General features: G+C 66.3%; 19 protein-coding genes. 10 read left to right on the forward strand and 9 right to left on the reverse strand.

Annotated elements, in window-relative coordinates; translation table 11 throughout:
* Positions 1-38: 38 nt before the first annotated feature.
* Positions 39-908, reverse strand: coding sequence for a 16S rRNA (cytidine(1402)-2'-O)-methyltransferase (rsmI, locus tag GGR45_RS03460; protein WP_175312767.1), 870 nt, complete (start codon positions 906-908; stop codon positions 39-41).
* Here rsmI and GGR45_RS03465 point away from each other — a divergent pair.
* Positions 907-2,151 carry a penicillin-binding protein activator gene (locus GGR45_RS03465; protein WP_415640775.1) on the forward strand — a complete coding sequence of 415 codons (1,245 nt, stop codon included), beginning with the start codon at positions 907-909 and terminating at the stop codon, positions 2,149-2,151. The two genes, rsmI and GGR45_RS03465, sit on opposite strands and share 2 nt — an antisense overlap.
* Positions 2,148-2,465 carry a divalent-cation tolerance protein CutA gene (cutA, locus tag GGR45_RS03470; protein WP_285138873.1) on the forward strand — a complete coding sequence of 106 codons (318 nt, stop codon included), beginning with the start codon at positions 2,148-2,150 and terminating at the stop codon, positions 2,463-2,465. The genes GGR45_RS03465 and cutA overlap by 4 nt, the downstream gene beginning before the upstream one ends.
* Before the next feature lie 139 nt (positions 2,466-2,604).
* On the opposite strand, the gene hemW is transcribed toward cutA, so the two are convergent.
* Positions 2,605-3,789: a radical SAM family heme chaperone HemW gene (gene hemW / locus GGR45_RS03475; RefSeq protein WP_175312768.1), complete on the reverse strand. Its 1,185-nt coding sequence runs from the start codon at positions 3,787-3,789 to the stop codon at positions 2,605-2,607.
* 88 nt (positions 3,790-3,877) lie between these two features.
* Between hemW and GGR45_RS03480 the strand changes: the two genes are divergently transcribed.
* Both GGR45_RS03480 and GGR45_RS03485 read left to right on the forward strand, forming a co-directional pair.
* Positions 3,878-4,402: a CAP domain-containing protein gene (locus tag GGR45_RS03480; RefSeq protein WP_336621503.1), complete on the forward strand. Its 525-nt coding sequence runs from the start codon at positions 3,878-3,880 to the stop codon at positions 4,400-4,402.
* A gap of 34 nt (positions 4,403-4,436) precedes the next feature.
* Positions 4,437-4,823: a hypothetical protein gene (locus tag GGR45_RS03485; protein ID WP_175312769.1), complete on the forward strand. Its 387-nt coding sequence runs from the start codon at positions 4,437-4,439 to the stop codon at positions 4,821-4,823.
* A gap of 137 nt (positions 4,824-4,960) precedes the next feature.
* Here the strand turns inward: GGR45_RS03485 and rdgB are convergent, their stop codons facing one another.
* Complete coding sequence (gene rdgB / locus GGR45_RS03490; RefSeq protein WP_175312770.1) at positions 4,961-5,587, reverse strand: RdgB/HAM1 family non-canonical purine NTP pyrophosphatase; 627 nt, start codon at positions 5,585-5,587, stop codon at positions 4,961-4,963.
* A complete protein-coding gene (rph, locus tag GGR45_RS03495) occupies positions 5,584-6,300 on the reverse strand; it encodes a ribonuclease PH (RefSeq protein ID WP_175312771.1) in 717 nt (238 codons plus the stop codon). The genes rdgB and rph overlap by 4 nt, the downstream gene beginning before the upstream one ends.
* 293 nt (positions 6,301-6,593) lie before the next feature.
* Between rph and hrcA the strand changes: the two genes are divergently transcribed.
* Both hrcA and grpE read left to right on the forward strand, forming a co-directional pair.
* Positions 6,594-7,634, forward strand: coding sequence for a heat-inducible transcriptional repressor HrcA (gene hrcA / locus GGR45_RS03500; protein WP_175312772.1), 1,041 nt, complete (start codon positions 6,594-6,596; stop codon positions 7,632-7,634).
* A gap of 12 nt (positions 7,635-7,646) precedes the next feature.
* Entirely contained in the window at positions 7,647-8,192 is a 546-nt protein-coding gene (gene grpE / locus GGR45_RS03505) for a nucleotide exchange factor GrpE (RefSeq protein ID WP_175312773.1), read from the forward strand.
* 487 nt (positions 8,193-8,679) lie between these two features.
* On the opposite strand, the gene GGR45_RS03510 is transcribed toward grpE, so the two are convergent.
* Both GGR45_RS03510 and GGR45_RS03515 read right to left on the reverse strand, forming a co-directional pair.
* Positions 8,680-9,144, reverse strand: a complete 465-nt coding sequence (locus GGR45_RS03510) for a vgr related protein (protein ID WP_175312774.1) — start codon at positions 9,142-9,144, stop codon at positions 8,680-8,682.
* Positions 9,141-9,581 carry a copper chaperone PCu(A)C gene (locus tag GGR45_RS03515; protein WP_175312775.1) on the reverse strand — a complete coding sequence of 147 codons (441 nt, stop codon included), beginning with the start codon at positions 9,579-9,581 and terminating at the stop codon, positions 9,141-9,143. Before GGR45_RS03515 ends, GGR45_RS03510 begins: the two co-directional genes overlap by 4 nt.
* Before the next feature lie 179 nt (positions 9,582-9,760).
* Between GGR45_RS03515 and dnaK the strand changes: the two genes are divergently transcribed.
* Positions 9,761-11,659 (forward strand): molecular chaperone DnaK, encoded by a 1,899-nt coding sequence (gene dnaK / locus GGR45_RS03520; RefSeq protein WP_175312776.1) that lies wholly within the window; start codon positions 9,761-9,763, stop codon positions 11,657-11,659.
* Between the two features lie 178 nt (positions 11,660-11,837).
* Entirely contained in the window at positions 11,838-12,971 is a 1,134-nt protein-coding gene (dnaJ, locus tag GGR45_RS03525; RefSeq protein ID WP_175312777.1) for a molecular chaperone DnaJ, read from the forward strand.
* 18 nt (positions 12,972-12,989) lie between these two features.
* On the opposite strand, the gene GGR45_RS03530 is transcribed toward dnaJ, so the two are convergent.
* Positions 12,990-13,508 (reverse strand): hypothetical protein, encoded by a 519-nt coding sequence (locus GGR45_RS03530; RefSeq protein WP_175312778.1) that lies wholly within the window; start codon positions 13,506-13,508, stop codon positions 12,990-12,992.
* 32 nt (positions 13,509-13,540) lie between these two features.
* Here GGR45_RS03530 and GGR45_RS03535 point away from each other — a divergent pair, with 32 nt between their 5' ends.
* Positions 13,541-14,056, forward strand: a complete 516-nt coding sequence (locus GGR45_RS03535) for a thioredoxin family protein (protein ID WP_175312779.1) — start codon at positions 13,541-13,543, stop codon at positions 14,054-14,056.
* 185 nt (positions 14,057-14,241) lie between these two features.
* Here GGR45_RS03535 and purB read toward each other — a convergent pair whose 3' ends face one another.
* Positions 14,242-15,558: an adenylosuccinate lyase gene (purB, locus tag GGR45_RS03540; RefSeq protein WP_175312780.1), complete on the reverse strand. Its 1,317-nt coding sequence runs from the start codon at positions 15,556-15,558 to the stop codon at positions 14,242-14,244.
* 215 nt (positions 15,559-15,773) lie between these two features.
* Between purB and GGR45_RS03545 the strand changes: the two genes are divergently transcribed.
* Positions 15,774-16,217: an EF-hand domain-containing protein gene (locus tag GGR45_RS03545; protein ID WP_175312781.1), complete on the forward strand. Its 444-nt coding sequence runs from the start codon at positions 15,774-15,776 to the stop codon at positions 16,215-16,217.
* A gap of 308 nt (positions 16,218-16,525) precedes the next feature.
* Here GGR45_RS03545 and GGR45_RS03550 read toward each other — a convergent pair whose 3' ends face one another.
* On the reverse strand, positions 16,526-17,140 hold the full coding sequence (locus GGR45_RS03550; protein ID WP_175312782.1) for a 50S ribosomal protein L25/general stress protein Ctc: 615 nt from the start codon (positions 17,138-17,140) through the stop codon (positions 16,526-16,528).
* Positions 17,141-17,194 lie beyond the last annotated feature (54 nt).

Here is a 17,194-nt window from a genome sequence, read left to right on the forward strand (position 1 = left end):
TGCGCCCATGACCCTTGCCGAATTGCTAAGGCGGCACCCTAATCGCTTGAATTTCCGTCCTTCATGGCCAGCGCACGGGCATAAAGGGCCTTGCGATCCAGCCCCAGCGCCTTGGCGACCTCACTGGCGGCGCGGCCGACGGGCAGCCGGGTAAGCGCGTCGGCCAGCGCGGCGTCGGCATCCTGTTCGGTGGCGGGCGGCGCTTCGCCCGGCGGGGCGACGACGATCGCGATCTCGCCCTTCGGGCCGCCCTCGGCGTAGCGAGCAGCGAGGGTGGAGAGGGTGCCGGTCACCGCCTCCTCGAACTTCTTGGTGATCTCGCGCGTCACCGCCGCCTCGCGGTCGCCCAGCCCTTGCGCTAGAGCGGTCAGCGTCGCAGGCAGGCGCGGGCCTGACTCATAGAGGACCAGAGTGGCGCGGATGCCGGCGATCTCCGCAATCGCATCGGCGCGCGCCTTTTCCTTGGGCGGCAGGAAGCCTGCGAACAGGAAACGGTCGGTCGGCAGCCCGGCCAGGGTCAGCGCGGCGATCGCGGCACAGGGGCCGGGGATCGTCACCACCGCGTGACCCGCCGCCCGGGCGTCGCGCACCAGCTTATAGCCGGGATCGGAGATCAAAGGCGTCCCTGCGTCCGACACCAGCGCCACCGCCTGGGTCGCCATCCGCGCGATCAGGCCCGGGCGGACATGCTCGGCATTGTGGTCGTGATAGGGCTGCATGGGCCGCTTGACCCCGATGTGACGGAGCAGCCCGGCGGTCACGCGGCTGTCCTCGACCGCGATGACATCGGCGTTTGTCAATATGTTGGCCGCACGCGGAGACAGATCGCCGAGATTGCCGATAGGGGTCGCGACGATGTACAGGCCGGGTTCGAGAGTGTGTTCGGATTGGGTCACGGGGATCGTCATGACAGAGGCAGGGCTGTTCGTACAACCGGGGGCCGTCATTCGGGGCCGCTTCCATCGCGTATCGCTGGTCAGCGGCGGGCGGTTGGGCCGCGCGGTCGCGCTGGCGACGACGCTGGCACTCGCCGCCTGTCAGACGATCGTGCCGCGCGGGCCTGTCGACCAGCCGCAGACCCGGCCGGTGCCGACCAGCCCGCGCCCCTCGACCGAGGTCGAACCTGGCCTGCCGCGCGACACCGCACGCCACCGTATCGCGCTCTTGGTGCCGCTGTCGGGCAGCAATGCCGGGGTGGGGCAGTCGATCGCCAATGCCACGATGATGGCGCTGCTCGATACGCAGGCCGATACGATCCGCATCACCAATTACGACACGGCGACCGGCGCAGGTGCCGCAGCGCAAAAGGCCATCGCCGAGGGCGCGCAGCTGATCCTGGGGCCTCTGCTATCCGAGGATGTCCGCGCGGTCGCCCCGATCGCGCGCGCGGCGCGGGTGCCGGTCATCGGCTTTTCCAACGATGCGGGTGTGGCGGGGAACGGAACGTTCCTGATGGGCTATACGCCTGCCCAGTCGATCGACCGGGTCGTGACCTATGCGCGGGGACGTGGCGTCACGACCTTTGCGGGGCTTGTTCCCAACGGTCTCTATGGCGAGCGCGCTTCGACCGCGTTCCTGCGCGCGGTCGAAGGGGCGGGGGGGCAAGTCGTCTCGCTCCAGCCCTATGGTCGGGTCGCAGGCGGCATCGCGGCGGCGGCGCAGCGGCTGAATGCCAAGGCGCCCTCTAACGCGGTGCTGATCGCCGATGGCGGCGCAGCGGCGGCGGCAGCGGCTCCCGCCGTCAAGCGCGGGTCGGGCGGGACGACGCGGTTGCTCGGCACCGAATTGTGGAATTCCGAATCGGGCATCGCCTCACGCGCCGCGCTGAATGGCGCATGGTTTGCCAGCGTGTCGAACAATCTCTACCGCCAATATGCCACCAAATACCGGGCGCGGTTCCGTGCAGCGCCTTATCGCTTGTCGAGCCTGGGCTATGACGCGGTCCTGCTGACGGTGCGGATCGCACGCGACTGGAAGATGAACGCACCCTTCCCGGAGGCGCGGCTGCGCGCGTCCGACGGATTCGCCGGGATTGACGGTGCCTTCCGCTTCGGGCGCGACGGGGTGGCCGAACGCGCGCTGGAGGTGCAGGAACTGCGCGACGGCACAGCGGTGACGGTGTCGCCCGCCCCAACCGGGTTCGGGGGGTGAAGGACGAGGCCATCGTCGTGATGTGCGCGGTCGGCGGTCGTGACGAAGCAGCCGCGATCGCGCAGGCGCTGGTCGAGGGGCGGCTGGCAGCGTGCGTCCAGATGATGCCGATCGAAAGCTGGTATCGCTGGGACGGTGCGGTTCAGCATGAGCCGGAAGTCATGCTGCACATCAAGACGATGCGGCACCGCTTCGCCGAACTGTGCGAAGCGATCGAGGCGTTGCATAGCTATGACGTGCCGGAGATCGTCGCGCTGCCGATCACCGACGCATCGTCGCGCTACCTGGATTGGGTGCGTCAGGCGGTGGACTGAGGCGATGTAAATTCCTCCCCTGCAAGGGGAGGGGGACCAGCGAAGCTGGTGGAGGGGTGTCCCCGCTGGCCGTGACACCCCTCCGTCAGGCCTTCGGCCTGCCACCTCCCCGCGAGCGGGGAGGAATTGGGCTCTTCAATTATGCTACCCTGTCCCCCGTAAGCACGACCTCGCGCAGGATCGCATCCAGCAGCAGCGCCCCTGCCTCGGTAACGATCAACTGCTCGCCCTGCAGCCGTACCAGCCCCTGCTTTGCCAAGGTGGTCACGGCAGCGCGGTTCACCATCTCGCGCCCCTTGGCCAATGCGGCCACGCGCGACAGGTCGACGCCTTCGGCCAGGCGCAGGCCCATGACCAGCGCTTCGGTCGCGCGGGTGACGGGCGGAAGGCTTTCCTCCAGTTCGATGCCATGGCCGTTGCGGGCAATGGCGGCCATCCAGTTTTCCGGCTTCTTGCGCCGCGCGGTGGCGACGCCCTCGCGGCGGCCATGCGCGCCCGGGCCGATCCCGGCATAGTCGCCGTAACGCCAATAGGTCAGGTTGTGGCGGCTCTCCGCGCCGATCCGGGCGTGGTTGGAGGTTTCATAGGCGGGCAGCCCGGCGGCGGCGGTGATGGCGCGGGTCGTCTCGAACAGGTCGGCGGCGGCGTCGCCATCGGGGATGGTCAGTCGCCCGGCGGCCGCCTCGGTGGCGAAGCGCGTGCCCGGTTCGATGGTCAGTTGATAGAGCGACAGATGCTCGGTGCCATAGCCGATCGCGCGGCGCAGTTCGGCTTCCCAGTCGCGCAGCGGCTGGCCGGGGCGGGCATAGATCAGGTCGAAGCTGATTCGGCTGAACTGTTCCTGCGCGGTCTCGAGCGCCTGCAACGCCTCGTCCACGCCGTGCGCGCGGCCGAGGAAGCGCAGTGCCGTATCGTCCAGGGCTTGTACGCCCAGCGATGCGCGGTTGACCCCCGCGGCGGCAAGGTCGGCAAAACGCGCCGCCTCGACCGAGGACGGGTTGGCCTCCAGCGTGATCTCGATCCCCTCGGCAAAACCCCAATGGCGCTCGGCTGCGTCCAGGATCGCGGCGACGGTCGCGGGGGGCATCAGCGAGGGCGTGCCCCCGCCGAAGAAAATCGAGGTCAGTTGGCGTCCCGGCAGCGCCGCCGCCTCGTGCGCCAGGTCCGCAAGCAGCGCATCGGCCCATGCCGCCTGGTCCACCGACTCCCGAACATGACTGTTGAAATCGCAATAGGGGCATTTGGAAACGCAGAAGGGCCAATGGACGTAAAGGGCGAGCGGCGCGCGCGTGGGCGAGGGGGCGGACGATATTGCGGAGGACATGATGTGCCCCGATATGGCGGCGATGCGCACGCTACGCCATCTCTTATCGATTCCGGCCGTCGCCCTGTTGCTGACGGGATGCGGTCCGATGATCCCTTCACAGACCGGCGTGGAGCGCCCGCCCCGTATCGTCGAGGAGCGCACCACCGACGCACCCGCGCCGCGTGGGCCAGGACTGCTGCGCCGGGCAATGCTTGATGGCCACCGGGCGGCGCGGGCGGAGGTTGGTCTGGGGCCACTGGTCTGGGATGAGAGGCTGGCCGCTAACGCGCTGGCCTATGCCCAGGAACTGGCGCGTACCGGCCGTTTCCAGCACGCCGAACAGCCGCAGGGGCCGACCCGGCAGGGCGAGAATCTGTGGACCGGCACGCGCGGCGCCTATCGCTATGACGAAATGATGGGGCATTGGGTGGCCGAAAAGCGCGATTTTGTGAATCTGCCCGTGCCGCAGGCCAGCCGGACGGGCCAGTTCGGCGATGTCGCGCATTATACCCAGATCGTCTGGGCTCGTTCCACGGCGGTCGGATGCGCGATGGCGAGCAATGCGCGCGACGATTTCCTCGTTTGCCGCTATAGCCCGACCGGCAACGTCTTCGGCGAGCGGGCTTTCTGACTCAGGCCGAGCACGACGGGAAGGTAATGACGCGATGGCGAATCCCTATGATCCGATGGCATGGATGGCCTTCTGGACCGCGCCCGCGCGATTCGCGGTGATGGCGGGCGAAGCGATGGTGAGCGCGCAGAGCGTCATCGCCTCGCGCATGGAAGCGATGGCGACGGGCAAGTCCTCGGCGGCGGAAATGACCCTGATGGTCAGCGAGAAGGTGAAAGCCTTCGACCAGTCGGCCAAGGTCTGGAACCGCGATCAGGCGGCGCTGTCCAGGCTGTCGCGGCACGATCCGCGGGGGAACATGCTGAATGCCTGGGAAGCGATGGCCCGCGCCATGCTGATCGGCGCGTCGATGCCGGTCCAGGCGATGGCGCCGGTGCACAAGGCGGTCACGGCGAACCAGAAGCGGCTGGCCAAGCGGTAACGTCATCCTCCCCGGTACGGGGAGGGGGACCATCCGAAGGATGGTGGAGGGGGGATCGCCACAAAGGACATCCCTGGCGGAAGCCCCCCCTCCGTCGGGCCTGCGGCCCGCCACCTCCCCGTACCGGGGAGGATTGTTCAGAACACCGCTTTCACCAGCTGGCCGAAGGCGTCGGCACGGTGGCTGATGCGGTTCTTTTCGTCCTGGTCCATCTCGGCGAAGGTCTCGGTATAGCCGATCGGCTGGAAGATGGGGTCATAGCCATGTCCCTTGTCCCCGCGCGGCGGCCACACGATCGTGCCATCGACGCGACCCTCGAACCATTCGACATGGCCGTCGGGCCAGCCGACCGCCAGCGCACAGACGAAATGCGCGGCGCGGCTCATGTCGGGCTCCTCGTTCAGCCGATCCTCGACCGCGCGCATCGCCATGCCGAAGTCCTTTTCCGGCCCCGCCCAGCGCGCCGAGAACAGCCCCGGATCGCCGCCCAGCGCTTCGACGCACAGCCCGCTGTCGTCGGACAGCGCAGGCAGACCGGACAGATCGGCTGCCGCCAGCGCCTTCAACTCGGCATTGGCGACGAAGGTGGTGCCGGTCTCCTCCGGCTCGGGCAGGTCGAGATCGCTCGCCGCGATGACTTCCATGCCGTAGGGCGCGAGCAGTTCGCGAAACTCGACGATCTTGCCCTTGTTGTGACTGGCCAGCACCAGCTTGCCGGGCTCCAGCTTGCGGATCGCCTGGCGGCCGTTCCCTTCGCCGCTCACGCGCGGATTGCCCGGTCTTGGGCGGCAAAGATTTCGGTGCAGCCCATGCGAGCGAGGCGCAGCAGGCGCAGCAGCGCCTCTTCGTCATAGGTGGCGTGCTCGGCGGTCGCCTGAACCTCGGCGATATGGCCGTTCTCGATCAGCACGAAATTGGCGTCGGCATCGGCATTCGAGTCCTCGATATAGTCTAGGTCGAGAACCGGCGCGCCCTGATGGATGCCGCAGGAGACGGCAGCGACCTTGTGGCGGATCGGGTCGCTCGTCAGCTTGCCCTCGGCCATCAGCTTGTTGACCGCCATGCGCAGCGCGACCCACGCGCCCGAGATGGCGGCGGTGCGGGTGCCGCCATCGGCCTGGATCACGTCGCAGTCGATGGTGATCTGCCGCTCGCCCAGCGCCTTCAGGTCGCAGACGGCGCGCAGGGAGCGGCCGATCAGCCGCTGGATTTCCTGGGTGCGGCCCGACTGCTTGCCCTTGGCGGCTTCACGGCTGCCACGCGTATGGGTGGCGCGGGGCAGCATCCCATATTCGGCCGTGACCCAGCCTTCGCCCTTGCCGCGCAGGAAGGGGGGCACGCGTTCCTCGACGCTGGCGGTGACGAGCACCTTGGTGTCGCCGAACCCGATCAGCACCGAACCTTCGGCGTGGCGGGTGAAATTCGGCTCGATGGTGATGGGACGCATCTGGTCGGGCATCCGGCCGGACGGGCGCATAGTCTTCTCCTTGTTCCTTGGCACCAGCCCTAACCGGCCCCCGCGCGATGCGCCAGAGAGGACGACGGCGATCGGAAGACACTCTTCTCTCTGCGTCTTCTGCGTCTCTGCGCGACAAAATGGTTCACGCGAAGCCGCGAAGCCGCGAAGAGGGGACTGGAAATCTTCGCGCCTTCGCGGCTTCGCGTGAACCATTCTTCTTTTTTGCGCGCAGAGGCGCAGAGGGCGCGGAGAAGAAGAGAGGTCTTCCGATCGCGGTTGAGTGGCGTGCGCCCAATGCCTACATTTCTATCATGGTCACACTTCCGATCACCGAGCTGACCGACCGGGCGCGCGATATTTTTCGCGTGGTGGTCGACAGCTATCTGACCAGCGGACAGCCGGTCGGGTCGAAGACCATCGCGCTGTCGGGGATCAACCTGTCGCCCGCCTCGATCCGCAACGTGCTCCAGGAACTGGAGGAACGCGGGTTGCTGGCGGCGCCGCATACCAGTGCGGGGCGGATGCCGACCGATATGGGGCTGCGGCTGTTCGTCGACGGCATGATGCATGCGATGGAGCCCAGCATCGAGGAGCGCGCCGCGATCGAGGCGCGCGCCGCCCGCTCCGGCCCGGTCGAGGAGGCGCTGGCGGCGACGACGGCGGTGCTGTCGGGGCTGTCGGCCTGTGCGGGGCTGGTCATGGTGCCCAAGCGCGAGATGAAGCTGCGCTCGATCGGCTTCGTGCCGCTGTCGCCGACCCAGGCGCTGGCCGTGCTGGTTGCCGAGGATGGCGCGGTCGAGAACCGGGTCCTCGAACTGCCGCCCGGCATGACCCCGTCCGCGCTGGTCGAGGCGGGCAATTATCTGTCCGCGACGCTGGCGGGCCTCACGCTGGGCCAGGCGCGCGATCGCCTGGAGCGCGAGCTGGCGGCGGGGCGCGCGGCGCTGGACGGAGCGGCGCGGGCGCTGGTCGAGCAGGGGCTGGCGGTGTGGAGCGAGGATGGCGAGCGGCGTCCGATCCTGATCGTGCGCGGCCAGGGGCGGCTGATCGACGCCGCCGCTGCCGCCGATCTCGAGCGGGTGCGCGACCTGCTCGACGATCTGGAGGGCAAGCAGGAAATCGCCCACTTGCTGGATTCCGCACGCGCGGGAGATTCGACCCGGATCTTCATCGGAGCCGAGAACAAATTGTTCGCGCTTTCCGGATCTTCGGTGATCGCCAGGCCGTTTCGCGGCCTCGACGGCCAAGTGGTCGGCGTGGTCGGTGTAATCGGGCCGACGCGGTTGAACTATGCGCGCGTCGTGCCCATGGTGGATTTCACGGCGGCAACGCTCGCCCGCATGATGGGCTGAACAGGGATTATGATGAGCGAAAATACGACCAACGAAACCCAGAACGATCTGCGTGAGGAAACGGCCGAGGCTGCGCCCGAAGTGGCGGGGCAGGACCGTCTGGCGGAACTGGAGAACCAGCTGGCCGAAGCCAAGCAGCAATATCTCTACGCCCAGGCCGAGAACCAGAATGTCCGGCGTCGCGCGGAAAAGGAAGCGGCGGACGCACGCAATTATGCCGCGACAGCGTTTGCGCGCGACGTCCTGTCGGTCGCCGACAATCTCCAGCGCGCGCTGGCGGCGATCCCGGCCGACCTGCGTACCGACGACAAGTGGAAGGGGCTGGTGACCGGCTTAGACGCCACCGGCCGCGAGATGGACAGCGTGCTCGGCCGTCACGGCATCACCAAGATCGAGGCCATGGGCCAGCCGCTCGACCCCAACAAGCATCAGGCGATGATCGAAATGCCCTCCGATCAGGAGCCGGGCACGATCGTGCAGGAGATGCAGTCGGGCTACATGATCAAGGACCGTCTGCTCCGCCCCGCGCTGGTGGCGGTGGCCAAGAAGCCCGACTGATCGGGCTTTCCGGACGAATGACGAAAGGGCGGACCTTATGGGGCCGCCCTTTTTTCATGGTGTCATGCGCGCAATGACGGGAGTGTTTTGCCGTTCCCGGCTGGCCCTGGCACCGCCGCGCCATCGATTGCGCCAGATCGCTATTGGCGCACTGCGTGGCGGCCATCGCTCGAAGCGCGGCGCCGTTGGTATTGCCGACCGTCATGACAACTCCCATCCCGTGATGAGCGCGGCAGGCCTCGCAAGAGACAACGATGGTCGATGATTTCAACCATGATCGAACAACCTGGGCTTTTCCTGGATATTCGCGGGCGGCATAGATCCCCCAGGTTCGGATTTTCCCTCCCCCATCCCCTCCCGCCTGCGGGAGGGGTGCGGTGCTCGGTTGCCTCAGGGGCCAACGATGCAACGGCGCCTGCGGCTACCAGAAACACGCCCCTCCCGCAGGCGGGAGGGGATGGGGGAGGGCATTCACCCAACCGAAACCTCAGCGAGTCCCCCGAAACGGCACCAACGTCTCATACTGTGCCAGCGGCGGCGCCCCCGCGACTGCCGCGCCGCGTTTCAGCAGAAAGGCATGGCGGACGATCTCCGCCTGCTGCTCCAGGCCATAGCGCTCGAAACGCTGCCCCGGCTTCAGGCAATAACTGTAACGGCAAAAGGGATGGCGCTTCAGCGGCAGGAAAATGCCCCGCTGGTGCTGCCAGATATGCACCATCTCATGCACGAACAGACCCTGTTCGTGGAGCGGGCAGGCGCCGAAGTCCTCGCGCCACAGACCGCCCTTGGGGTGGAAGTGGATGCATCCGGTCGGGGCCATCACCGTGTCGCGGGGTTGGAAAAACGCCCATTTGGTTGGCGACAGCCGCACCTGGCCATAGTCGATGGCGTCACCGAATACGCCGCGCGCCAGCGCTTCCTCTGCAGCGGTGAGGGGGCGCTTTGCCGTCATCCGTTTTGCGGCGCAGGATCGCCTGCCGCGATCACGCGCGCGCCCTGACGCAGCCGCGTGCCATCCGAAAAGGTCAGGAGCAGCGACAGGATGCGCCCCGGCTTCACCCCGGGGTTCATGTCGTACAGCATCACATGCCGCCCGCCCGGCTGAAAGGCGACGGTGCCGCCCGCCGGGATGGGCACGGCGTCGACCTTTTTCATCGCCATGCCACCCTCATGCATCTCGCTGGTGATCGCGACGTCGCTGCTGACCCCGATCAGGTCGACGGGCTTGGCACCGCCATGCACGATGAAATAGGCTGCCGCCGGACGCCCCGGCACGGCGGCCAGCCGAACCCATCCTTCCTCGCTCGAAAGCTCGGGCCTAGAGGAGCATCCGCCGAGCGCCGCCGCCCCGGCCAGCCCCCAAAGGCCCAGAAAAACAGCGCGTCGCATGACAAACCCTCCCGTTTCGGCAAATCCCGAAGCCATCCTAGGTTCCATCCAATCTTGCGGCAACGGAACGCCCACCTATATCCGGCTCGTGAACGGGGTTTTCGGGTCGCCGCTTTCGGGACCGGCGAACCCCGGCATTTGACTTCCAGACTATGTTCTTGAGGGGCATTTAGAGACTTATGGCAAAAGTGATCGGCATCGACCTCGGCACCACCAACAGCTGCGTCGCTGTCATGGAGGGCGGCAAGCCCAAGGTGATCGAGAATGCGGAAGGCGCGCGCACCACGCCGTCGATCGTCGCCTTCGCCAAGGACGGCGAGCGTCTGATCGGCCAGCCGGCCAAGCGCCAGGCGGTGACGAACCCCGACAACACCATCTTCGCGGTGAAGCGCCTGATCGGCCGTCGCTTCGACGATCCCGTCACCAAGAAGGATACCGAGCTGGTTCCGTATGCGATCGCGCGCGGCCCGAACGGTGACGCGTGGGTCAATGCAGGCGGCAAGGATTACAGCCCGTCGCAGATCTCGGCCTTCACGCTGCAGAAGATGAAGGAAACCGCCGAATCGTATCTCGGCGAGACGGTGACCCAGGCGGTCATCACGGTTCCGGCCTATTTCAACGACGCGCAGCGCCAGGCGACCAAGGACGCCGGCCAGATCGCCGGCCTCGAAGTGCTGCGCATCATCAACGAGCCGACCGCGGCTGCTCTGGCCTATGGCCTGGAGAAGCAGGACGGCAAGACGATCGCGGTCTATGACCTTGGCGGCGGCACCTTCGACATCTCGATCCTCGAGATCGGCGATGGCGTGTTCGAGGTGAAGGCAACCAACGGCGACACCTTCCTGGGCGGCGAGGATTTCGACAACAAGATCGTCGACTTCCTGGCGTCGGGCTTCCAGAAGGAAGAGGGCATCGACCTCACCAAGGACAAGCTGGCGCTCCAGCGTCTGAAGGAAGCGGCCGAAAAGGCGAAGATCGAGCTGTCCTCGGCCCAGTCGACCGAGGTCAATCTGCCCTTCATCACTGCCGACCAGAACGGCCCGAAGCATCTGGTCAAGTCGATCACCCGCGCCGATCTGGAGCGTCTGGTCGAGGACCTGATCCAGCGCACGCTGGAGCCCTGCAAGAAGGCGCTGGCCGATGCGGGCATGAAGGCCGACGAGATCGCCGACGTGGTGCTGGTGGGCGGCATGACCCGTATGCCGCGCGTCCGTGAGGTCGTGAAGAACTTCTTCGGCAAAGATCCGCACACCGGCGTGAACCCCGACGAAGTCGTCGCCATGGGTGCCGCGATCCAGGCGGGCGTGCTGCAGGGCGACGTCAAGGACGTGCTGCTGCTCGACGTGACCCCGCTGTCGCTGGGTATCGAGACGCTGGGCGGCATCATGACCAAGATGATCGACCGCAACACGACGATCCCGACCAAGAAGAGCCAGGTCTATTCGACCGCCGACGACAACCAGAATGCGGTGACGATCCGGGTCTTCCAGGGCGAGCGCGAGATGGCAGCCGACAACAAGCTGCTGGGTCAGTTTGACCTGGTCGGCATTCCCCCGGCGCCGCGCGGCGTGCCGCAGATCGAGGTCACGTTCGACATCGACGCCAATGGCATCGTCAACGTCTCGGCCAAGGACAAGGGCACCGGCAAGGAGCAGCAGATCCGCATCCAGGCATCGGGCGGTCTGTCGGACAACGACATCGACCAGATGGTCCGTGACGCGGAGAAGTTCGCCGAGGAGGACAAGAAGCGTCGTGCCGAGGCCGAGGCCAAGAACAACGCCGAGTCGCTGATCCACACGACCGAGCGTCAGTTGGCTGACAATGGCGACAAGGTCGACGCGTCGCTGAAGTCGGAAATCGAGGCAGCGATCACCGAGACCAAGACGGCGGTCGAGGGTGGCAACCCCGACACCATGAACGAGAAGGCGCAGGCCCTCGCTCAGGTGGCGATGAAGCTGGGCCAGGCGATCTACGAAAAGCAGCAGCAGGCCGAAGCCTCGCCCGCTGCTGATGCCGGCCAGGCCAAGCAGGACGATGTGGTCGACGCCGAATTCTCGGAAGTCGACGACACCAAGTAAGGCTGTCGGCCCGGTCCCCCTTCGGGGAGGCCGGGCCTTCGGTTCGGAATTTACGAATACCGCCCCGGCTTATCGTTCGGGGCATGAAGTGGCGAAGCGCTTGGCGGTGTCGCTCCGTCCGGCTTGACGGCACGGACGGTCGGCGACGCGCATGAGAGCGGACGGGGCGAGACCGGGCATGAGCACGACGATCGACTATTATGAACTGCTCGAATGCGAGCGCACGGCGGACGATGCGACGATCAAGTCGCGGTACCGCAAGCTGGCCATGCAGTACCACCCGGACCGCAATGCGGGCTGCAAGGACTCCGAGGCCAAGTTCAAGGCGATCAGCGAAGCCTATGACTGCCTGAAGGACCCGCAGAAGCGTGCGGCCTATGACCGTTATGGCCATGCCGCGTTCCAGCAGGGCATGGGCGGCGGTGGCGGCGGCCATGGCGCGCAGGACTTCGGCGCCTTTTCCGATATTTTCGAAAGCGTCTTCGGCGAGTTCATGGGCGGTGGGCGCGGCGGCGGGCGGCAGCAGCCCCGGCGCGGCGCGGACCTGCGCTACGATATGGAAATCACGCTAGAGGAAGCGTTCCACGGCAAGCAGACCGAGATCACGGTCGATGTCTCGGCTGCGTGCGACACCTGCGACGGTACGGGCGCCAAGGCCGGGACTAGCGCCAAGACCTGCCAGCAGTGCGGCGGCCATGGCAAGGTCCGTGCGCAACAGGGCTTTTTCGTGGTTGAGCGGACCTGCCCGGTCTGTCAGGGCGCGGGCCAGATCATCGCCGATCCCTGCCCCGATTGTCGCGGCGACGGCCGTGTCGAGAAGACCAAGACGCTGGCCGTCAACGTGCCCGCAGGCGTCGACGAGGGCACCCGCATCCGCCTGTCGGGCGAAGGCGAGGCGGGTGCGCGGGGTGCGCCTGCGGGCGACCTGTACATCTTCCTCCATGTGAAGCGGCACGCGATCTTCGAGCGCGAGGGAACGACCCTGTTCGCGCGTGCGCCGATCAGCTTCACCACGGCGGCGCTGGGCGGATCGCTATCGATTCCCGGCCTTGACGGGCGCACGCACGACATCAAGATTCCGGCGGGCATCCAGTCCGGCAAGCAGCTTCGTCAGCGCGGCGCCGGTATGCCCGTACTGCAAGGGCGCGGCACCGGCGACCTGGTCATCCAGATCGAGGTCGAAACGCCAACCCGGCTGTCGACCCGGCAGCGCGAACTGCTCGAACTGTTCCGCGAAACCGAGACGGGTGACGAATGCCCGGAAAGCCAGGGCTTTTTCGCCAAGTTGAAGAGCGTCTTCGCTGGCGAGTGATCGTGACCGGGCAAGGGGTCAGGCGGGTGTGGCTTTTGCCGCACGAGCCTTGGCCCTTTGCCGACGGATGCTCCAAGCCATCATCAAGCCGAGCGGCGTGGCGGCGGCGGCAAAGATCAGATTGATGATGAGTATGAAGTCCCACATCTTGCGTGGTGATGCCCGGTTCGCGATTTGATCGCGCCAGAAGAACATCGCTCGGCTGGGATCGCGGGGATCATAAAGGATGGGGACGTTATTGGTCGCCATCACATAATCATATTCCTCATGATCGTGGTGACTGGTCGACAGGCTCAACCGGCCTTCGACCGATTGGTTTTGCCCATGTGGGGTAAAGCGATAGACGATGTTCCGGGTACACGCCGCCTTGCCACAGCCCGCGGTGAAGCTGCGCATGCGTTGCGCGTTGCGCGTTCGCGGCCACGCCATGACGGCAGCGATGGCTGCCGGGCATGTCCGCCGCATGGGTATGCAAAACTTCTGATTGTTGCGGCGCATGGGAGCATCGCTTGCCAAGGACGCGAGCTTGAGGGACATCTGCCTTATGCCGCTTAGAGGGGAATGCCTCCATGTCCTATCGTTCCATGATTGTTCCGGCGCTCGCCGCCATTGCCCTGGCCTCCGCCGCCGCCGCGTCGGTATCGGCTCCGCGCGTCGGCGTCGCCAGTTTCGAGGCACTGCGCAAGCCGCTGCCGCTGCCCTATCATGCGGGCGATGCGAAGGCGGCGATCAAGGCTGCGCGGTCGCGCGCGGTCAAGGCACACAAGCGGATGTTGATCGATCTGGGCGGCAATTGGTGCCTCGACTGCCGCCTGCTGGCGGGGGTGATGGAAACCCCGCAGATGCGCGCCTTCGTCGCCAAGCATTTCGAAGTGGTCACGGTCGATGTCGGCCGGTTCGACCAGAATATGGATATCCCGGCTTCCTATGGCGTGAAGGGGCGGCTGGCGGGCGTGCCTGCTGTCCTGATCGTCGATCCGAGGACCAACAAGCTGATCAATGCGGGCCGGGAGACGGCGCTCGCCGATGCGCGGGCGATGACGCCGCAGGCGGTGGCGGACTGGCTGGCCGGTTGGGCGGGATGAGGGGACTCAGCGGCCTGCTGGCCCGGTAACTTCCGTCGTTCCCTCCCCCAGCCCCTCCCGCTTGCGGGAGGGGAGCTATGTGGGGGAACGGTTGCACACAGCCTCTCCCCTCCCGCAGGCGGGAGGGGCTGGGGGAGGGGAGTCCGGTTCGGCGCAACCCTACGCCAATGAGACTCCCCCACTCATCACGCTTCGCCGAACACCCGCGCGAAGATCGTGTCGACATGCTTATAGTGATAATCGAGGTCGAACCGCGCCTCGATCTCCTCCGGCGACAGCGCCGCCGTCACATCCGCATCGGCCTTGAGCAGTTCCATCAGCGATAGTTCGCCGTCCGACTCCCACACTTTCATCGCGTTGCGCTGGACGAGGCGATAGGCGTCCTCGCGGCTCACGCCCGCCTGGGTCAGCGCCAGCAGCACCCGCTGTGAGTGGACGAGGCCGCCCATCTTGTTGAGGTTCTTCTCCATCCGCGCCGGATAGACGACCAGCTTGTCGATCACGCTGGTCAGGCGCGCCAGCGCGAAATCGAGCGTGATGGTCGCGTCGGGGCCGATATAGCGCTCGACCGAGGAATGGCTGATGTCGCGCTCATGCCACAAAGCGACATTCTCCAGCGCCGGGGTGACGTAACCGCGCACCATGCGGGCGAGGCCGGTCAGATTCTCGGTCAGCACCGGGTTGCGCTTGTGCGGCATCGCCGACGAGCCCTTCTGGCCGGGCGAGAAATATTCCTCGGCTTCCAGAACCTCGGTGCGCTGCAGGTGGCGGACCTCGGTCGCCAGACGCTCGATCGAGCTGGCGATGACGCCCAGCGTGGCGAAGAACATCGCATGGCGATCGCGCGGAATGACCTGGGTCGAGACGGGCTCGACGGTCAGCCCCATCTTCTCAGCGACATGGGCTTCGACGCTGGGGTCGATATTGGCGAAGGTGCCGACGGCGCCCGAGATCGCGCAGGTGGCGACATCGGCGCGCGCCGCGACCAGGCGGGCGCGGTTGCGGTCGAACTCGGCATAGGCCTGCGCCAGCTTCAGCCCGAAGGTCACGGGCTCGGCATGGATGCCGTGGCTGCGGCCGATGGTCGGGGTCAGCTTATGCTCGATCGCACGGCGCTTGATGACAGCGAGTAGCGCGTCCAGGTCCTCGATCAGGATGTCGGAGGCGCGCGCCAACTGCACCGCCAGACAGGTGTCCAGCACGTCGGACGACGTCATGCCCTGATGCAGGAAACGCGCTTCCGGTCCGGTCCGCTCGGCGACATGGGTCAGAAAGGCGATGACGTCATGCTTGGTCTCGGCTTCGATCGAATCGATGCGCGCGATATCGAAATCGCCGGCCGCCTTGTCGGCTTCCCAGATGCGCGCGGCGGCTTCCTTGGGCACCACGCCCAGCTCGGCCAGCGCGTCGGTGGCGTGCGCCTCGATCTCGAACCAGATGCGGAAACGGGTCTGGGGATCCCAGATCCGGGTCATGGGGGCACGGGAATAGCGCGGAATCATCGGGGCACCTTCGGGTCGTGGAAATGGCACGGCTCACCGTGCACTTCCTGTTGGAATCACGGCGTACCGTGCCGTTAGCAGGGACGAGCCGCGCCTTCAAATCCCAAGGACGGATCCCCATATGGCATAATGGAGTTTAGGACCGTATCACTAATGATGAAGATGCGTTCCCGGTCTTCATAGTCATCGATCGACCAAAGTAAGGGAGAGACGAGATGATGAAATATGCTTTTCTTGGCGCCGCGATGATGGCGTCTGCCCCCGTTCTGGCCCAGGTCACGCCTTCGCCAGCCCAGACCACGCCAGCCGCGCCGCAGGAAGCCCCGGCAACCGCGACAGACCCGGCACAAACTGCGCAACCCGCCGCGGATGCGTCTGCATCGACCCAAGGTCAGGTGCAGGCGAACGGTAGCCAGATCGCCCAGGTCGTCGACACGCAGTTCCCGACCTATGACAAGGACGGCGACGGCAAGCTGAGCAAGGCCGAGTTCGCCCAGTGGATGGTCGCGCTGAAGTCGCAGACCGATCCGTCGACCAAGGCTGATGCGCCGACGACCAAGAAGTGGGTCGGCAGCGCCTTCGCCCAGGCCGACACCGATAAGGACAAGGCGGTGTCCAAGACCGAACTGACCGGCTTTCTGAGCCAGGGTCAGGGCTAAAATCGGAACACCCCCTCCGTTCCGACTATTCCCCGAGCGGGGATGAACGGGGCCGTCGGACCTTCGGGTTCGGCGGCCCTTTTGCCTTGTCTCGCCCCAATCCTCCCCATCGCAGGATGGGGAAGGGAACCGCGCCTGCGGGGCGTGTTGGAAGGGCTTGGCAGGTCCGTCCTGCCCCTTCCATCATCACCGGCGCGATGGTCCCCCTCGCTAAGCACCGCTTGGGGAGGCACGAAAAAGGGCAGGGGCGTTTCCGCCACCTGCCCTGATTTCGTTCGCTTGGCCCGGTTGGGCGAAGCGAGGCCGGATCAGGCCTCTTCCGAACCTTCGGCAGCCGCGTCGGCGTCGGCCGCTTCGTCCGCGGCGGTCGGGACCGTCGGCGGAACGATGGTGGCGATCGCGAAGTCGCGGTCGTCGATCGCGGGCTGGGCGCCCTTGGGCAGCTTCACGTCCGAGATGTGGATCGAATCGCCCACCGCGCGACCCTTCAGCGAGATGCTGATTTCGGTCGGGATGTTGGCGGCGTCGACGACCAGCTCGATCTCGTGACGGGTGACGTTCAGCACGCCGCCCTGCTTGATGCCGCTCTGGTCTTCGTCGGTGAACACGACGGGCACGGCAACCGTGACGGTCTCATGCTCGCCGATCCGCACGAAGTCGACGTGCAGCGGGCGGTCGGTAACCGGATGGAACGCGACGTCCTTCGCCAGCGTGCGCTGGCCGTCCACCATGATGACCGAGGTGAAGAAATGGCCGGTCATCAGCGCCTTGACGAGGGCCTTCTCCTCGAGATGGATCGACGCGGCGGCCTTGTTCTGGCCATAGATCACGGCGGGGACGCGGCCTTCACGACGCAGCGAACGGGAGGCTCCCTTGCCAACCTGATCGCGCGTCTCGGCGGCGAGCGTAAGGGTGTCGCTCATTCCAGTAACTCCGAAACAAAATGGATATAGGTTTCCGACCACGCCTCCAGGGAT

Source organism: Sphingomonas zeae, from assembly GCF_014197135.1.
Taxonomy (GTDB): domain Bacteria; phylum Pseudomonadota; class Alphaproteobacteria; order Sphingomonadales; family Sphingomonadaceae; genus Sphingomonas; species Sphingomonas zeae.

Bases quoted from the DNA above. Each gene is read 5' to 3' on its own strand.
- purB (WP_175312780.1), bottom strand. From the start codon at position 15,558: ATGATTCCGCGCTATTCCCGTGCCCCCATGACCCGGATCTGGGATCCC.
- GGR45_RS03535 (WP_175312779.1), top strand. From the start codon at position 13,541: ATGTCCTATCGTTCCATGATTGTTCCGGCGCTCGCCGCCATTGCCCTG.
- GGR45_RS03515 (WP_175312775.1), bottom strand. From the start codon at position 9,581: ATGCGACGCGCTGTTTTTCTGGGCCTTTGGGGGCTGGCCGGGGCGGCG.
- rsmI (WP_175312767.1), bottom strand. From the start codon at position 908: ATGACGATCCCCGTGACCCAATCCGAACACACTCTCGAACCCGGCCTG.
- dnaK (WP_175312776.1), top strand. From the start codon at position 9,761: ATGGCAAAAGTGATCGGCATCGACCTCGGCACCACCAACAGCTGCGTC.
- GGR45_RS03480 (WP_336621503.1), top strand. From the start codon at position 3,878: ATGATCCCTTCACAGACCGGCGTGGAGCGCCCGCCCCGTATCGTCGAG.
- GGR45_RS03530 (WP_175312778.1), bottom strand. From the start codon at position 13,508: ATGTCCCTCAAGCTCGCGTCCTTGGCAAGCGATGCTCCCATGCGCCGC.
- dnaJ (WP_175312777.1), top strand. From the start codon at position 11,838: ATGAGCACGACGATCGACTATTATGAACTGCTCGAATGCGAGCGCACG.
- GGR45_RS03485 (WP_175312769.1), top strand. From the start codon at position 4,437: ATGGCGAATCCCTATGATCCGATGGCATGGATGGCCTTCTGGACCGCG.
- GGR45_RS03465 (WP_415640775.1), top strand. From the start codon at position 907: ATGACAGAGGCAGGGCTGTTCGTACAACCGGGGGCCGTCATTCGGGGC.
- hrcA (WP_175312772.1), top strand. From the start codon at position 6,594: ATGGTCACACTTCCGATCACCGAGCTGACCGACCGGGCGCGCGATATT.
- GGR45_RS03550 (WP_175312782.1), bottom strand. From the start codon at position 17,140: ATGAGCGACACCCTTACGCTCGCCGCCGAGACGCGCGATCAGGTTGGC.
- hemW (WP_175312768.1), bottom strand. From the start codon at position 3,789: ATGTCCTCCGCAATATCGTCCGCCCCCTCGCCCACGCGCGCGCCGCTC.
- grpE (WP_175312773.1), top strand. From the start codon at position 7,647: ATGAGCGAAAATACGACCAACGAAACCCAGAACGATCTGCGTGAGGAA.
- GGR45_RS03510 (WP_175312774.1), bottom strand. From the start codon at position 9,144: ATGACGGCAAAGCGCCCCCTCACCGCTGCAGAGGAAGCGCTGGCGCGC.
- rph (WP_175312771.1), bottom strand. From the start codon at position 6,300: ATGCGCCCGTCCGGCCGGATGCCCGACCAGATGCGTCCCATCACCATC.
- GGR45_RS03545 (WP_175312781.1), top strand. From the start codon at position 15,774: ATGATGAAATATGCTTTTCTTGGCGCCGCGATGATGGCGTCTGCCCCC.